Here is a 15,432-nt window from a genome sequence, read left to right as displayed (position 1 = left end):
TACTATATAATGGATAAAAAAGAGTTTCTGGTAGAAGTGAAAAAATATATAAGTGATATATATAATGAATTCTTTGAATATCAGAGCGAAACATGGGATATTTTATCTTATATAAATAGATTGTTTCGTGAAAATGGATTAACATATTATCTTGCTTATGGGACATTGTTGGGAGCTATTCGCGATCGTGGGGCAATACCTTGGGATTATGATGTAGATATACATATTAAAATATCAGATAGAGATCGTTTGCTTCAGATTTTGAAGACTAATCTATCAGAAAATTATTATTATGTATATACTGATATTATGCCGAATTATCCCGCAGAATGTTTACGTATTTGTAAGAAAGGATATACATATATGTCAATTCATGTGGATGTCTTTTTTCTTGTAGGCTGTCCTGAAACGAAAGAAAAACGAGTACCATTATTGAAATTAGCAAGAAAATGGTCTAATTTTAGAATTCAAAAATATGCACATCAACATACAAATGGTGATTTCAGTTGCTCAAAAATAAAAAGGAGTTTATTAAAATTATATAGATTGCAATATAAGGTAATACCAGAGAGGTACATTGTGTATAAGGAAGCGCAAATATTCAATTATTGTGATATTTTGAAAAGTTCTTATTTTATGTCATATTGCTTTGAGGCTAATTGGGGAGATAAAGAATTTGAAGTATATCCATCAAGAATTTTTGAGAAGAGTATTGATATCGAAATTAATGGCGAATTATTTCCAATACCTTCAGGTTATGACGAATATTTGTCTATTCTATTTGAAGATTATATGTCGTATCTCCCTATTGAAAATAGATTTACAGAGTTTTATACTCAAATATATCAGATAAGAGAACGTCAAGATTATTATGTTAAAAAAACTATGAAAAATGATACCTAAAATTATTCATTATATGTGGTTTGGGGAAAATCCATTACCTGAAAGCACAAAAAAATATATAGAGTCTTGGAAAAAATTTTGTCCCGAATATGCAATAAAAGAGTGGAATGAACATAATTTTGATATTAATTCTTGTAGATATGTAGCAGAAGCATATTTGCAGAAAAAATGGGCTTTTGTTGCAGATTATGTTAGATTTTATGTATTATATAATGAGGGTGGCATTTATCTTGATACGGATATGGAAATGGTGCGGTCTTTTGAACCTCTGCGAAAGCATAAAGCATTCTTTGGCTTTGCTACAGACGGTTTGACTTTGCCTGTTTTTGGTTCCGAAGCTAAAACGGACTTTATTGCGGATATGCTTGATGATTATCACAAGCGTTCTTTCATAAAGCTAGATGGAACATACGATACAACTCCTTTGGACGTTCCGGCATTAAGGATCTTGAAAGAGAAGTATGGTTTAATTGAGAATTATCAGTATCAAGAGCTGGCAGATGGAACTGCTATTTATCCTAAACAATACTTTTATTCTACAGATGCCAATACGGGCAAGATTACAAAGTATCCAGAACTTTTCTGTATTCATTATGCTGATGCCTCTTGGTTGTCAGATGATGTAAAAGCTGAATTAATTAGGCGTAGAAGACTGGTGAAGATATTGGGAGAAAAACTAGGCTTGTACGTTGATGCTTTCATCAATTATTTGTTTAAAGATGGCTTGTTGACTGCATTGAAGAAAACTTTTTCAGTACTTCGTAGATAATTTGTAAATGAAAAAATCGCATTAATGACTTGGCACCATGCTGAGAACTATGGAACAGCATATCGGGCTTATGCCTTGAAAACGCTTATAGAACAACAAGGCTACAAGATGGATTTGATTGACTATCATAGGCTGAATGGCGCGCCTATGAATGTGCCTAATATTTCTGCTATCGTTTCATCAAAATTTATATCTCTATGTAGAAAAATTGTCAGTAAAAAATCTGGAGAGCTGATAGCAGTTTTTATAAGTGCAACAAGAACTAATGGATTTGCATGCGCAATTTCTAAGATCTTCAAATATAGTCAAATATTTAACAAAATAGTTGATTGTTAATAAAGTCAGGTATGAAGTTTAAGAGTACAACGAATTTAGGAGAGATAGCCTCCCCGTTTGGCATTCATAGATAATAGCAAGGGTATAGCTATTATTTTTGTTGTTATAGGACATGTAGTTTATCATTGTATTTGTGGTAAAAACAATAGTATGGCATATACTCACCCCATCTTCATTCTCTTGCAATCATTTCATATGCCACTGTTTATCTTTTTGAGTGGAATTTTGGTTTCAAACCAATCTCAAAATTTTAAAGAAGTTATGTCATTTTCATACAAGAAGTTTAGGCAGCTACTTGTTCCATTCTTAATAATTGGAGGCGCATTGACAATTGCAAATGGAAAAGGAATTGAAACTTTATTGACCAGTTCAATGAAAAGCGGTTATTGGTTTCTTCTTACTCTTTTTGAATTGTTTATACTACATAGCTTAAAACTTTTAGTGCAACACGAGAAAAAAGGCAATAAACTAACATTCGATGTGCTTTTGACAATTTTCACATATCTTTGTCTTTATAGTATTAATGAACTATGGGGAAATACAGCAATAGGAGGGATTGTTGGCATAGGCCATTTATGTACATACTATCCATACTTTGCTGTAGCAACGATTGTGAAGAAGTGTGATTATACAGACAAATTGTTTGAATCAGAGCTGTTTCTTACGGCAGCACTAATTGTAGTATTTTGTAAAATGATTCTTGTCAGAACGGGATTGAACATTGCAGGATACGGCTTTTTATTAAGTCTATCTTATCTATACTTGTGCATAGCAATTATGTATCGATTGGAGGATACTCACAATGTTGTAACAAACACATTAGGTTATTTAGGTAGGAATTCATTATATATTTATGTGTTCCATTATTTTTTAATAATCAATACACCACTTTGGTTTGTACAATCGTTTACTAACGATAATAGTCTTGTACTTGATATTATTATTATAACGATACCTACAGCTCTGATAATATTATTGTCCTTGTTATTTGGAAATTTAATAAAAGAATGTCACACCCTTCATAAAATTATATTTGGACGTTAGTTTACCTGACTATCATAAATGAAAAAAATCGCATTAATGACTTGGCACCATGCTGAGAACTATGGAACAGCATATCAGGCTTATGCTTTGAAAACGCTTATAGAACAACAAGGCTATAAGGTGGATTTGATTGACTATCATAGGCTGAATAGCGCACCTATGAATGTACCTGATATTTCTGCTGTCATTTCATCAAAATTTATATCTCTATGTAGAAATATTTTTCAAAAGAAAAGGCGAGTGTTTGAATTTAGGAAAGAAACTTTTGGCTCTTTCTATACAAATAAATTTGCTTATACCAAAGAGTGCCATTACAATCAGGATTTTGCAGAACTTAATAATTTGTATGATGGATTTGTGTGTGGTAGTGACCAGATTTGGGGACCAAATTGGTATGATGGGCGTTTCTTTCTAGACTTTGTAATCAATGCACGCAAGCTGATTTCTTATGCTCCAAGTCTCGGTGTATCTAAGATTGCAGATCGAGAAGTAGCTAGACAGATGGCGTATCAAATTAGTCGTTTTGCAAGTCTTTCTATTCGAGAAAGAACAGGATGCGAAATTGTACGTAACCTTATAGGAAGAAAAGATGTGTACAATGTGTTTGATCCAGTTATAATGCTTGATTCTGAACATTGGCAGAAGTTAGAAGAACCATTTGTCACAGAAGGTAAGTATGCTCTGATTTTTTTTCTGGCAAATAATCAGAAAAACATTAAGATATCTATTGAAGCAGCCAATGCAAAAAGATTGAAGCCTATAGTTTTGCATTGTACTCAAACAGAGGATACTTCATTTGCAAATACTGATGAACTGACTCCTGAACAGATGCTTTTTTGCATACATAATGCAGAGTTTGTTTTTACAGACTCTTTCCATGTGGCAGTACTATCGATTATTTTCCATCGACAGTTGATAACTTTTCAAAAACAGTTAGGTGGAAACGGAAACACTCAATATAAGCGAATCACCGATTTGTTTGAGCGGTTGCAGATAACAGGAGGCATTTACAGAGGTGTTGATTCCTTTAATCAACATATTGATTATTCTAAAGTAGATACTATCCTAAACAAGCAAAGAGGGGAATCTTTAGCTTACTTAGCTTCTGCGTTGGATAGATTGCCAGGATATTCAGAAAACAGAATGGAATTATGTGATATTTCTACTCCTTGTAAAGGAATACATACAGATTTATTCAATCATTATCTCTTAACTGTTCGATGCAAAAAGTATAGAGAATTTATGATAACATGTCAGTTCTCACTTGTTCCTAAATGTTACAGGTGCAAAAATCTGCAATATACAATACTTCAAAATGGAAGACAACCTTTATTCTACAGCAAGCTCCTAGAAGATTTGCAGATACAAGATAAACATGTTTTTGCGAAGTATTACAGACCGTTCTACATATTACACAAATTAAAAAAAATAGCGCATTTATGATTTGGAAATATGATATTTTCTAAATGTTGGTGATAGCCAAAATGGGAGTGCGTATAAGTTTGACAATAACAGATAAATATAATTATGCAAAAGTTTTATTCAGACGATAAGAATGTACAGATTTTATTGGCTCTTCTTAAGGCACATGGCATTAAAAAGATTGTAGCCAGCCCTGGAGTCGCAAATATTACATTTGTAGCAAGTGCTCAACAGGATTCTTATTTCGAAATTTACTCGTCTGTAGATGAACGTTCCGCAGCATATATTGCTTGTGGTTTAGCAGAAGAAAGTAAGGAACCTGTTGTGATTAGTTGCACAGGTGCTACTGCCTCTCGTAACTATATGCCAGCACTCACTGAAGCTTACTATCGCAAATTACCGATTTTGGCAGTAACATCGTGCCGTGATATTGCTTGGGTCGGTCAGAATTCGCCTCAGCAGATCGATAGAAGTGTGCAACCTAAGGATATCGTTAGATACAGCCTGCATCTTCCTACTCTCCATAACAAGCAGGAAGAAGATCGCTACACTACATTGATTAATAAGGCAATCCTTGAACTTTCAAAAGATGGTGGAGGTCCTGTTCATATTAATCTTACCAACGGCTACACTGGTAAATATACGACGAAAGAGTTGCCTAAGGTTCGAGTAATTCAACGAATTTCAAAGTTTGATTCATTCCCTACTTTACCTAAAGGTAAGATTGGTATTTTTGTTGGTGCTCATTCTGTATGGACGGAGGAGCTTCTTAATGCAGTTGAAAAGTTTTGCAGACTTAATAATGCAGTGGTATTATGTGATCATTTATCAAACTATCACGGAGACTATGAAGTGTTTCATAATCTTATAACTTGCCAAAAGCAATATAGACCAGCGTGCAGTAATTTGGACTTAATGGTATATATTGGAAACATACATGGAACAGATTATGAAAACCTTAGCCCCAAAGAGGTTTGGAGAGTAAATATTGATGGTGAAATTCGTGACTCGTTTGGCGGAATGACGCATGTGTTTCAAATGAATGAATATGAGTTCTTTGAACATTACACAAACCGTAATGGCTGTTCTGTGAATACTTTTATAGAAGAATGGAAACAAATTCGTGAAGAGTTGGAAAGCCGTATTCCCGAGCTCCCTTTTTCAAATGTTTGGGTAGGTCGGCAGATTTTGAAACATATTCCTGATAATTCCATTATTCACTATGGTATTCAGAATAGTTTGAGAACATGGAATTTCACACAAGGTCCAAAATATTTGTTAGGTTATAGCAATACTGGTGGGTTTGGTATTGATGGTTGTGTTTCCAGTTTGGTTGGGGCATCATTGGCTTATCCAAACAAGGTGTACTATGGAGTGGTTGGAGACTTGGCTTTTTTCTATGATATGAATGCTTTGGGAAACCGTCACATCGGAAATAATATTCGCTTGATAGTAGTGAACAACGGACGTGGACAGCAGTTTCGCAATCCATATTCGGCAGGTGGAAGTTTTGGAGAATTTGCAGATACTTATATTGCAGCTGCTGGTCATAATGGAGACCAGTCGCAAAGTTTGTTGATGCATTTCGCACAAGACCTTGGATTTAGGTATTTCTCTGCTTCTAATAAGGAGGAATTGCTACAAATTATTCCTCAATTTACTAAAAAGGAAATTGAGGAGTCAATTGTGTTGGAGGTGTTTACAGATACTAATGACGAGAGTGAGTCACTTCGAATAATTTGCAATCTTAAGATTGATGTTACTATGGAAATTGTAAAACATGCTAAACGAATAGGCAGAAAAATTTTAGGAGATGATTTGACAAACAAAATTAGTAATTTAAGATTGTAATGAATAATTTTATAAGAAGAATCGTAAAAAGGCTGTTTTGCTTATTAGTTAGAAAGGAAAAGTTTGCTGTACCTTCAATAGTGTACAACAATAAACTGTTGGAGGGCAGGCTTGCTTTGGTAAGCGGAGGAACCAGCGGTATAGGACTTGAAATAGCTAGGGCATTTTTAAAAACAGGAGCAAAGGTTGTAATTTCCGGGTCGTCGGAAACTAAACTTAAAAGCGTTGGACTCTTTACAACATGAAAATCTAAGAGGAATAATTATGGACGTAGCAAAGCCTGCAGAAATGAATGCGTCTATTGAGAAAGCCGCCTCTTTATTCCCCGGTATGAAAATTAGCATATTGGTTAATAGTGCAGGAGTAACTCAAAAGTGCAGTTTTTATGATTTGTCCGAAAAAGAGTACGATAAGATTATGGAGATAAATGTAAAGGGCGTATATTTTTTAAGTCGTTCTGTATCAAAGTATATGATAGAAAACGGCGTAAAAGGGAATATCCTTAATATATCATCTTCTTCGGCACTTAAACCGGCTTTTAATGCATATCAGCTATCGAAATGGGCCATCCGAGGATTTACTGTAGGATTAGCTGAGCAACTTGCTCCTTACGGAATCACGGTTAACGCAATCGCACCTGGTAAAACTTTCACCTCAATGATGGTTGTAGAAAACGAAACGAATATGAATTGTGAAAGCCAACCTTGTGGACGGTATATTGATCCTAAAGAAGTAGCAAATCTTGCTGTTTTTATGTGTAGTAACTGCGGCAGTATGATAATGGGTGATACTATCTATATGACAGGTGGAAATGGTTTGTTCTGAAAAATGTATCTATAGATGGATTCAAGAATTAAAAATGGAATAAGAAACATTTTTGCAGGATTTATCAATAAGATTGTATTGATTTTTCTTCCATTTGTCACGCGTACTGTTATAGTATATGTGTTGGGAAGTGAGTACCTTGGATTGGGAAGTTTATTCTCATCAATCTTGATGGTGCTTAATCTTTCTGAACTTGGTATTGGTAGCGCTTTGGTTTATAGCATGTATAAACCTGTGGCTGAAAAAGATATGCTGAAGATTAAAGCTCTTTTGGCTGTCTATAAAAAAATCTATGCCTATATTGGTGTTGCTATTTTAGCTATTGGTCTTTGCTTCTTGCCTTTCATACATACCATCATCAAAGGGGATGTGCCTGCCAGCATGAATTTGTATATTCTGTACATTATGTATTTGAGTAATGCATCTATCAGTTATTTTATTTTTGCTCACAAAAAGGCTCTTCTTATAGCCTATCAGCGAAGTGATGTTATTAGCAATGTAAATACTGTACTGAATATCTGTGTTTATACGGTTCAGATTATGGTCTTACTGCTTTTGAAGGACTACTATATTTATGTTGCAGTATTTATTTTTTCTACAATTACCGAAAACATCATAATCGGAAAAAAAGCACAAATACATTTCCCTTATATTGAGGCTGATGGTAGAATCTCGGCAGAAGACAAAAAAGTTATTATTCAGCACACCAAAGGTATTGCACTTCAAAAAGTCTGTTCGACATCGCGTAACTCACTTGACAGTATAGTGATATCGATGTTTCTGGGTTTGAATATGATAGCCATATATAGTAATTACTACTATATTATGATATCTATTCACAATATCCTTTATCAAATTCCAGATTCTATACGAGCAACGGTCGGCAATAGTGTTGCTAGTGAGAGTGTAGATAAGAATTTCCGAGATTTCAATTGCATGTATTTACTCAACATGTTTATTTGTGGATGGGCAACATGCTTTCTTTATTGTATGTTTCAGCCTTTTATGGAGCTATGGATGGGACCAAATATGATGTTTTCTCAAGTGTCTGTTGTACTTGTCTGTTTATACTTCACATTATTGAGTCTTGCTGACGTTGTAGCACTATATAAAGATGCTGCGGGTCTTTGGTGGTATGGAAGATATAGAGTTTTGATAGAGGCCATTGCTAATTTGATATTGAATTTTGTTCTTGGTTACTTTTGGGGAGTAAATGGTATTCTGTTAGCTACCATTATTACCATTATTTTAATAGGTCATGGTTATGGAGGTTGGATTGTGTTTCATTATTATTTTAAAGGCAAAAGTTTTATGACGTTTGTTATGAAGCAAGTTGGATATTTAGTTATGATTGCTGTTGCTTGCTATGTAACGGATTTTGTTTGTAGCTTTTCCCTAGAAATTCTGTGGATACGATTATTGAGTGTAGGTATTATTACACTATTTTTATCTCCGATCTTACTTCTGATTATGTATAGATTCTTTCCAGAATTCAAAGATTCAGTAGATTTTGCAAAAAATATTTTGAAAAGTTTTAAGAGATAGTTATAAATAAAAGTTTTAAGATAGCTATAGGATTGTTGAAAATTCCCCAAATCAGTTTTTGATGTAATCTTATTATTTTTTGTTACTACATTTTTGATGTAAGATATAAACTTGTTGGGCTGAAAAATGATTTACATAATTGAATAATGGCAATAGTTTCAATTTTGCTACCTGTGTATAATGCTGAATCGACAATTTCAGAAACGATTCAGAGTATTATTAATCAAACCTATAAAGATTGGGAACTTTATATTATTAATGATGGTTCCGTAGATAAAACAGAAGAAATAATTTTATCATTTAAAGATGATAGAATTAAGTATTTAAAGAATAATAAAAATAGAGGGCTGATTTATACTTTAAATAGAGGGCTCTCTATAGCTCAATGTAAATATATTGCTCGAATGGATGCGGATGATATATGTATGTCTACACGTTTGGAAAAGCAGGTGGCATATTTGGATTCACATCCTGAAGTTATTATATGTGGTGCTCAAATAGAGTATTTTGGCACAAAGAGTAATAAATATGTTAAATTGTCATTTCCTACTAAAGATAAAATCCTAAAAGAAATGCTCGCTTTTTCAACTTGTTTTGCTCATCCTACTGTGATGATGAGAAAGGACATAATAGTAAAGAATAAGTTGCAATATGATTATGACTATAAAAATGCAGAGGATTATTGTATGTGGATTAATATGATTAGTTTAGGGAAATTTGCCAACTTGGATGAGGCGTTAGTTAAGTATCGTATATCAGATGCACAAGTGTCTCAACCGTATAATTTACAAACTATAAAATCTGTTATGGCTTGTAGACGGAAATATCTTGAAAGGTATTTGTCTGAAGATGAAATTAAAGATTTGTTCGAATCACCTATAAAAGTATGGACTGTTAAGAGTATTAAGCAAAAAATCAGCAATCCTAGAGTGATTGAAGCATGTTATCTATCTTTAGAGAGGTACAGTTTAGGTAGTTTACTTTATTATGTTTTCTCAGCAGATGTATTTAAATTGGGATTTGGTGCATTTGTCCGATATATGAAGAGATTTGTATTTGGAAAAAATCCAATCTATTACAATTCTAATTTGGTATGAAAAATCACATACTATTATTATTATATATAGTCTTGTTGTTTTTTTTACATTTTGGTTTTCAAATCAACGGTATCAATACAAGATATTTGGCGACAATTTTATTGCTGATTTCTTGTATTTGTGTTTCTTCAGCATTGATTAGGTTGCCAATGCTGAAAAATAGTGTATTTCAAAAGCTGTTAAACTCAACAATTATATATAATATAATTGTTTGGTTAATACCAATCTGTCTTATGACAATGGATTTTTCCATGCTTTCCGGAACAATTCGTTTTTTTATTTGCATGGTAGATATTTTTTTATTGTGGGCATTATTGCCCCGACAATATAGAGAATATCAATTAGAATTTATAGTTTATATTTATTTAATTCAGTCAGTTGTTATATTAGCAGCGTTTGTGTCGCCTTCCTTATTGGAGATTGTTAGACAATTTCAATTTGAGTCTGTAACGGAAATAACAGATCGTTATTTAAATTATGGAACCTTTAGAGGTTTAGCTCTTGCTGGAGATCAATTTTACGGCTTGACTACAAGTTTTGGACTAATTTCAATTTTTGTAATGAAATTTTATGTTGAAAGTTCTAACATTAAATGGATAGGTGTTTTTTTTGTTTTTTTTGCTGCGAATATGTTTGTGGGAAGAACAGGTTTTATTGGATTTTTTGCAGCATTGGGATATTTGTTTTTGTCGTCTAAAAAAAATAAGTTTAAGTCATTATTTAAGATTTTCGTATTTACTATTTTATTAATCTCTATTTTGTATCTAGCATTGCCATCGTCATTAAAAGAAGTAATAGACGAATCTGTATTCGCTTATGCATTTCAAATATTTTATAATTATAAAGATAGTGGTTCTTTCAGTACGAGTAGCTCTGATAGAGTTGCAGAAATGTGGCAGATTTCTATTGGCTTTTTTACTTATTTGTTAGGAGATGGAAGATTTTCGAATCCGGATGGCACCTATTATGGCAAAATAGATGTAGGTTATTTGCGTCAGATTTTGTATGGTGGTATAGCTTTTTTGATATATTCAGTTGTACTTACTTGGCGTATGTTGACTAATTATAGTAAGCGATATAAGATTAGACAACATTTATTTGAATACATAGTGCTTGCTTATCTATTGGTTATTCATGCCAAAGGATTATCTTTTATGTATTGTCCAGAACATATGATGATTATTCTTTTTTATTATTTACATCTGAATAGGGAAAAATTAGCTGTTTTTCGATAGGTCCTATTTTTTTCTTTGCTAATGAGATTCTTCCTTTAAATGTCAGTTTTTCAAATGTCATATGAAACAAAAAATAGTATTTTTTACAGCAAGGGATTTGTCAAATGTTGGAGGAGGGGAGCGAATGCTTTCCTTGATTGCCAATGGACTATGTGACTCTTTTTCAATAACAATTTTAACTCCTTATGAAGCAGAAAGCTTCTATCCGTTTGATGAGAGAATTACCATTGAGAATCTTGGATTTAAAAATAGAAAATTAAGTGTCTTGAGGAAATTGCAATACTTTCCCATATTAAGGAAATTACAGTGTTTCCTTCATCAAACCGATATCTGCCGTTTTATTGCATGCTCGTCTATGGCTATAATTTTGACATCAATTATTGGGAATAAAGATGATGAAAGACTAATGGCTTGGATTCATACAAGTTTTTATCATCCAACTCCTTTTTATTTGCGTAAAATAATGTTGTCAAATCTCTATAAATTTAAAATTGTCTGCATTAATTCTATGGATATGGAGCAATATAGGAAATATGCAACAGATGTGATAAAGATTCCCAATCCTTTACCGTTTACTACAGAAATTAAATCACGATGTAATATGAAACGACTTATAGCTGTAGGACGTTTGGAAAAATGGAAAAGGTTTGATTTAATGATAAAAAGTTGTGCAAGAGTTTTATCTGAATATGATGACTGGGTGTTAGATATTTATGGTCAGGATGATGGTGAGAAAAAGCGATTAAATGCTTTGATAAAAGAAAATAATATGCAAGGGCGAATAAGACTTCATGCTCCTGTTGAAAATATACAAAGTGAATATATAAAGTCTTCTATTTTTGTTACAACTTCTAGAATTGAAGCATTTTCCCTCGTTTTGTTAGAAGCTTGTGAATCAGGGATTCCTTGTATTGCCTATGACGTACCTAGTGGACCTCGTGATATTGTGCAGAATGGCTATAATGGCTATTTAATTCAGGAGCTGAATAATGAAAGTTTTGAACTCCAATTGTCAAAACTTATGGAGTCGGAAACACTTCGTAAAAAAATGGGAAAGAATGCGATATTGAAAGCTCAAGAATTTGAATTTGCAAAAATTCTTGATTTGTGGAAACGGCAACTCTAAATGTCTACTAATAATGTTAAGTAATTTAAAAGTTCTCAAAAACGTAGTTTTGGGCTATATTTATAAGTGGCTTATAGATTGTAAAGTGTTTGTAATCCCATCTTTATCTCCTAATCCCAATATTAATAGTAAATTGATTGTATCTATGACCTCTTATGGAAGAAGAGTGGAAAAGTCGGTAGTTTACTATTCATTAGTTTCTATTTTGAGGCAAACTGTAAAGCCAGATCGTATTATTCTTTGCCTAGATGGGATAAAGTGGAATGATGAAAATTTGCCTAAAAAACTTGTAAGTTTGAAAAAAAAAGGTGTTGAGTTTTTATTTTGCGAAGATATGAGGTCTTATACAAAGTTGATTCCTTGTTTAGTTAAATATCCTAATGATAGTATTATTACTGTAGATGATGATATTCTTTATACAAGGGATACAATCAAGCGTTTAGTTGAAATAAATAGTAAAACTCCTAATGCGATATGTTGTCTGAACGGTAGTAAGCCTTTTTTAAAAGATGGATATGCCTGTAGGTACGAAACTTGGCGTCAATATAAAATAGACACGTTAGGGCAGAATTTGATATTTCCATGTGGAGTCGGTGCTGTTTTATATCCGCCTTATTCGTTAGATTCTCTTGTAATAAAGAAGGAAGAGTTCTTGACACTTTGCCCGTTAGCGGATGATGTGTGGTTTTGGTTTTGTGGGATGTTAAAGCAAACTCCCAAACATGTTATATATAAAAATCATTCAGATTATTCTTTTGATGCTTTATACCAGTATTTTCATAAAGGTTCGGCTTTAACACATACTAATAGGTTTGAACATCAAAATGACAAGCAAATTCGTGCGATTTTTGATTTTTATGGTGTGATTTTAGATAATGATGGTAATCTTTTGAGTAGGAATGAACAACGGATTAACTGTTGATTTGCTGTTGGTTAAAGCGTAGTAATAAATACAATTTTTTTATGAATATAGCAATTGTAGGCACCGGCTATGTGGGCTTAGTGTCTGGCACTTGTTTTGCAGAATTGGGTGCTAATGTAACGTGTGTAGATGTGAATACACAGAAGATAGAAAACTTGAAACGGGGGGAGATTCCTATCTATGAGCCTAATCTTGATAGCATGGTGTCACGTAATATGAAAGCTGGACGCTTACATTTTACGACAGATTTGGCATCCGTATTGGATGATGTAGAAGTAGTATTCAGTGCGGTGGGTACCCCTCCTGATGAAGATGGTAGTGCAGATTTACGTTATGTATTGGAAGTTGCAAAAACAGTAGGTCAGCACATGAATAAATATCTGGTGGTCGTAACTAAAAGTACTGTACCGGTTGGTACTGCTAAAAAGGTAAAGGCTGCAATTCAAACAGAGTTGGATAGGCGCGGTGTTCAGATTGATTTTGATGTGGCTTCTAATCCGGAATTCTTGAAAGAAGGCAATGCTATCGATGATTTTATGAAGCCTGACCGTGTAGTAGTAGGTGTAGAAAGTGAAAAGGCCAAGGAGTTGATGACCCGCCTTTACAAACCGATGTTACTGAGCAATTTTCGTGTGATATTCATGGATATCCCTTCAGCTGAAATGACTAAGTATGCGGCTAATTCAATGTTGGCAACCCGTATTAGCTTCATGAATGATATTGCGAATTTGTGCGAACTGGTGGGAGCGGATGTGAATATGGTACGCAAAGGTATTGGTACGGATAGTCGCATTGGTAGTAAGTTTCTCTATCCAGGGTGTGGATATGGAGGCTCTTGTTTCCCAAAGGATGTGAAAGCTTTAATCAAGACCGCAGCTAAAAATGGATATGATATGCGTGTGCTGAATGCTGTAGAAACTGTCAACGAAGATCAAAAGAACATTTTGTTTGAAAAATTTAAAAAGCATTTTGGCGGAAATATCAGAGGTAAGAAAGTTGCCATTTGGGGACTTGCTTTCAAACCAGAAACGGACGATATGCGTGAAGCTCCGTCTTTGACCTTGATTGATAGATTGTTGAAAGCCGGTTGCAAAGTTTGTGCATATGACCCGGTTGCTATGGGGGAGTGCAAACGTCGTATTGGCGATGTGATTTCTTATGGTAAGAATATGTATGATACCGTACTTGATGCAGATGCCATTTTCCATGTGACAGAATGGAAAGAATTCCGTATGCCCAGTTGGGGAGTGATAAAGAAGGCAATGAAGGAAAACCCGGTACTGATAGACGGTAGGAATGTGTTCGGTGCTTCGGATTTGGAAGGGATTGATTATTTGAAGATTGGATAAGGGTTATGATAGAAGGTTTAGTTTCTATAATAATGCCGTCATATAATGCTGCACGTTTTATAGGTGAAAGTATAAATTCTGTGTTGTTACAGACATATTCCCACTGGGAATTGCTGATTGCAGATGATTGTTCAAAAGACAATTCTGTGGAGGTAGCTCGCAGGTATTCCGATATAGATGAAAGAATAAAACTGTTTCCGTTGGACAAAAATGTAGGAGCGGCCGCGGCACGTAATGTGGCTATGGAACATGCGCAAGGACAATATATTGCTTTTTTGGATAGCGATGATGTGTGGGACGAACATAAACTGGAGAAGCAACTGGCTTTTATGGAACGATATTCTTATGCCTTTACATTTTCTAATTATTATGTAATGGAAGAAAATGGAGAAAAGACGGGGATTATTGTAAAAGTTCCTTCATCGTTAAGTTATCAGCAATATCTGCGAAATACGATTATTGGCTGCCTGACAGTAATAATTGATAGGAAACAGACTGGTGATTTCAAGATGCCTTTAATAAAGAGCAGCCATGATATGGCTTTGTGGTTGTTGATAATGAAACGTGGATTTAAAGCGTATGGTCTGAAAGATGTTTTGGCTGGTTATCGTTTGGTTTCCACATCCAATACTGCGAAGAAATGGAAAGCTGCGAAGGACGTTTGGCGAGTATATCAGGAAATAGAAAACTTGTCTGTATGGTATGCTGCCTATTGTTTTTGTGGGTATGCAATAAATGCGGTGTGGAAGAGGATTTGAGTTATGGATATTATACGTAAAGAAACGCTTTTCTCTTGGCTATGGAGAAAAACTTATAAAGAGAATTTACCATTCTTTCACATTGTTGTTGTTATTCTTTACTTACTCTTGTCTCAAAGCCTATAAGGAAATGGCTTTCGGCAGTACTAATACCAATAATCCCTTTTTCTAATCTAAGGGTACAATACTATAGATGGTGTGGTTATAAGATAGCTAAACATACTTTCATCAGAATGTGCTGCTATTTGGA

15 protein-coding genes are annotated in these 15,432 nt (G+C 34.0%); all 15 read left to right on the top strand.

Annotated features, from left to right (window positions below; translation table 11 throughout):
* The first annotated feature begins 9 nt into the window (after window positions 1-9).
* The 15 genes from DW896_RS09885 (at window position 10) to DW896_RS09815 (ending at window position 15,182) form a co-directional block, all read left to right on the top strand.
* Window positions 10-903 (top strand): phosphorylcholine transferase LicD, encoded by an 894-nt coding sequence (locus tag DW896_RS09885; RefSeq protein ID WP_119993174.1) that lies wholly within the window; start codon window positions 10-12, stop codon window positions 901-903.
* Window positions 893-1,672, top strand: coding sequence for a glycosyltransferase family 32 protein (locus tag DW896_RS09880; protein ID WP_117963259.1), 780 nt, complete (start codon window positions 893-895; stop codon window positions 1,670-1,672). The genes DW896_RS09885 and DW896_RS09880 overlap by 11 nt, the downstream gene beginning before the upstream one ends.
* Window positions 1,673-1,696: 24 nt before the next feature.
* Window positions 1,697-2,008: a hypothetical protein gene (locus DW896_RS09875; protein WP_117963257.1), complete on the top strand. Its 312-nt coding sequence runs from the start codon at window positions 1,697-1,699 to the stop codon at window positions 2,006-2,008.
* Between the two features lie 57 nt (window positions 2,009-2,065).
* On the top strand, window positions 2,066-3,052 hold the full coding sequence (locus DW896_RS09870; protein WP_119993171.1) for an acyltransferase: 987 nt from the start codon (window positions 2,066-2,068) through the stop codon (window positions 3,050-3,052).
* An 18-nt stretch (window positions 3,053-3,070) separates the two neighbouring features.
* Window positions 3,071-4,495: a polysaccharide pyruvyl transferase family protein gene (locus tag DW896_RS09865; RefSeq protein WP_117963194.1), complete on the top strand. Its 1,425-nt coding sequence runs from the start codon at window positions 3,071-3,073 to the stop codon at window positions 4,493-4,495.
* An 84-nt stretch (window positions 4,496-4,579) separates the two neighbouring features.
* Window positions 4,580-6,325 carry a thiamine pyrophosphate-binding protein gene (locus DW896_RS09860; protein ID WP_117963192.1) on the top strand — a complete coding sequence of 582 codons (1,746 nt, stop codon included), beginning with the start codon at window positions 4,580-4,582 and terminating at the stop codon, window positions 6,323-6,325.
* Entirely contained in the window at window positions 6,325-6,570 is a 246-nt protein-coding gene (locus DW896_RS21825; RefSeq protein WP_119993169.1) for an SDR family NAD(P)-dependent oxidoreductase, read from the top strand. Before DW896_RS09860 ends, DW896_RS21825 begins: the two co-directional genes overlap by 1 nt.
* Window positions 6,551-7,150 carry an SDR family NAD(P)-dependent oxidoreductase gene (locus tag DW896_RS09850; RefSeq protein ID WP_256373156.1) on the top strand — a complete coding sequence of 200 codons (600 nt, stop codon included), beginning with the start codon at window positions 6,551-6,553 and terminating at the stop codon, window positions 7,148-7,150. Before DW896_RS21825 ends, DW896_RS09850 begins: the two co-directional genes overlap by 20 nt.
* A 15-nt stretch (window positions 7,151-7,165) precedes the next feature.
* Window positions 7,166-8,695 (top strand): lipopolysaccharide biosynthesis protein, encoded by a 1,530-nt coding sequence (locus tag DW896_RS09845; RefSeq protein WP_117963188.1) that lies wholly within the window; start codon window positions 7,166-7,168, stop codon window positions 8,693-8,695.
* Window positions 8,696-8,841: 146 nt separating this feature from the next.
* On the top strand, window positions 8,842-9,792 hold the full coding sequence (locus tag DW896_RS09840; RefSeq protein ID WP_117963186.1) for a glycosyltransferase: 951 nt from the start codon (window positions 8,842-8,844) through the stop codon (window positions 9,790-9,792).
* Window positions 9,789-11,027: a hypothetical protein gene (locus DW896_RS09835; RefSeq protein WP_117963184.1), complete on the top strand. Its 1,239-nt coding sequence runs from the start codon at window positions 9,789-9,791 to the stop codon at window positions 11,025-11,027. Before DW896_RS09840 ends, DW896_RS09835 begins: the two co-directional genes overlap by 4 nt.
* 61 nt (window positions 11,028-11,088) lie before the next feature.
* On the top strand, window positions 11,089-12,153 hold the full coding sequence (locus DW896_RS09830) for a glycosyltransferase family 4 protein (protein ID WP_117963182.1): 1,065 nt from the start codon (window positions 11,089-11,091) through the stop codon (window positions 12,151-12,153).
* Between the two features lie 13 nt (window positions 12,154-12,166).
* The gene (locus tag DW896_RS09825) at window positions 12,167-13,075 is read left to right on the top strand and encodes a glycosyltransferase family A protein (protein ID WP_117963180.1); all 909 of its coding nucleotides are present in this window, start codon (window positions 12,167-12,169) and stop codon (window positions 13,073-13,075) included.
* Between the two features lie 41 nt (window positions 13,076-13,116).
* Complete coding sequence (locus DW896_RS09820) at window positions 13,117-14,424, top strand: UDP-glucose/GDP-mannose dehydrogenase family protein (protein WP_117963178.1); 1,308 nt, start codon at window positions 13,117-13,119, stop codon at window positions 14,422-14,424.
* 5 nt (window positions 14,425-14,429) lie between these two features.
* On the top strand, window positions 14,430-15,182 hold the full coding sequence (locus DW896_RS09815) for a glycosyltransferase family 2 protein (RefSeq protein ID WP_117963176.1): 753 nt from the start codon (window positions 14,430-14,432) through the stop codon (window positions 15,180-15,182).
* Window positions 15,183-15,432 lie beyond the last annotated feature (250 nt).

Origin of the sequence: Bacteroides sp. AM41-16 (genome assembly GCF_003603495.1) — a bacterium.
GTDB lineage: Bacteria > Bacteroidota > Bacteroidia > Bacteroidales > Bacteroidaceae > Bacteroides > Bacteroides uniformis.
This window is presented reverse-complemented; position numbering and strand designations above follow the sequence as displayed.

Excerpts from the sequence above, each read along its gene's own strand:
- DW896_RS09885 (WP_119993174.1), top strand. The coding sequence starts at position 10 with ATGGATAAAAAAGAGTTTCTGGTAGAAGTGAAAAAATATATAAGTGAT.
- DW896_RS09880 (WP_117963259.1), top strand. The coding sequence starts at position 893 with ATGATACCTAAAATTATTCATTATATGTGGTTTGGGGAAAATCCATTA.
- DW896_RS09875 (WP_117963257.1), top strand. The coding sequence starts at position 1,697 with ATGACTTGGCACCATGCTGAGAACTATGGAACAGCATATCGGGCTTAT.
- DW896_RS09865 (WP_117963194.1), top strand. The coding sequence starts at position 3,071 with ATGAAAAAAATCGCATTAATGACTTGGCACCATGCTGAGAACTATGGA.
- DW896_RS09860 (WP_117963192.1), top strand. The coding sequence starts at position 4,580 with ATGCAAAAGTTTTATTCAGACGATAAGAATGTACAGATTTTATTGGCT.
- DW896_RS21825 (WP_119993169.1), top strand. The coding sequence starts at position 6,325 with ATGAATAATTTTATAAGAAGAATCGTAAAAAGGCTGTTTTGCTTATTA.
- DW896_RS09845 (WP_117963188.1), top strand. The coding sequence starts at position 7,166 with ATGGATTCAAGAATTAAAAATGGAATAAGAAACATTTTTGCAGGATTT.
- DW896_RS09840 (WP_117963186.1), top strand. The coding sequence starts at position 8,842 with ATGGCAATAGTTTCAATTTTGCTACCTGTGTATAATGCTGAATCGACA.
- DW896_RS09835 (WP_117963184.1), top strand. The coding sequence starts at position 9,789 with ATGAAAAATCACATACTATTATTATTATATATAGTCTTGTTGTTTTTT.
- DW896_RS09830 (WP_117963182.1), top strand. The coding sequence starts at position 11,089 with ATGAAACAAAAAATAGTATTTTTTACAGCAAGGGATTTGTCAAATGTT.
- DW896_RS09825 (WP_117963180.1), top strand. The coding sequence starts at position 12,167 with ATGTTAAGTAATTTAAAAGTTCTCAAAAACGTAGTTTTGGGCTATATT.
- DW896_RS09820 (WP_117963178.1), top strand. The coding sequence starts at position 13,117 with ATGAATATAGCAATTGTAGGCACCGGCTATGTGGGCTTAGTGTCTGGC.
- DW896_RS09815 (WP_117963176.1), top strand. The coding sequence starts at position 14,430 with ATGATAGAAGGTTTAGTTTCTATAATAATGCCGTCATATAATGCTGCA.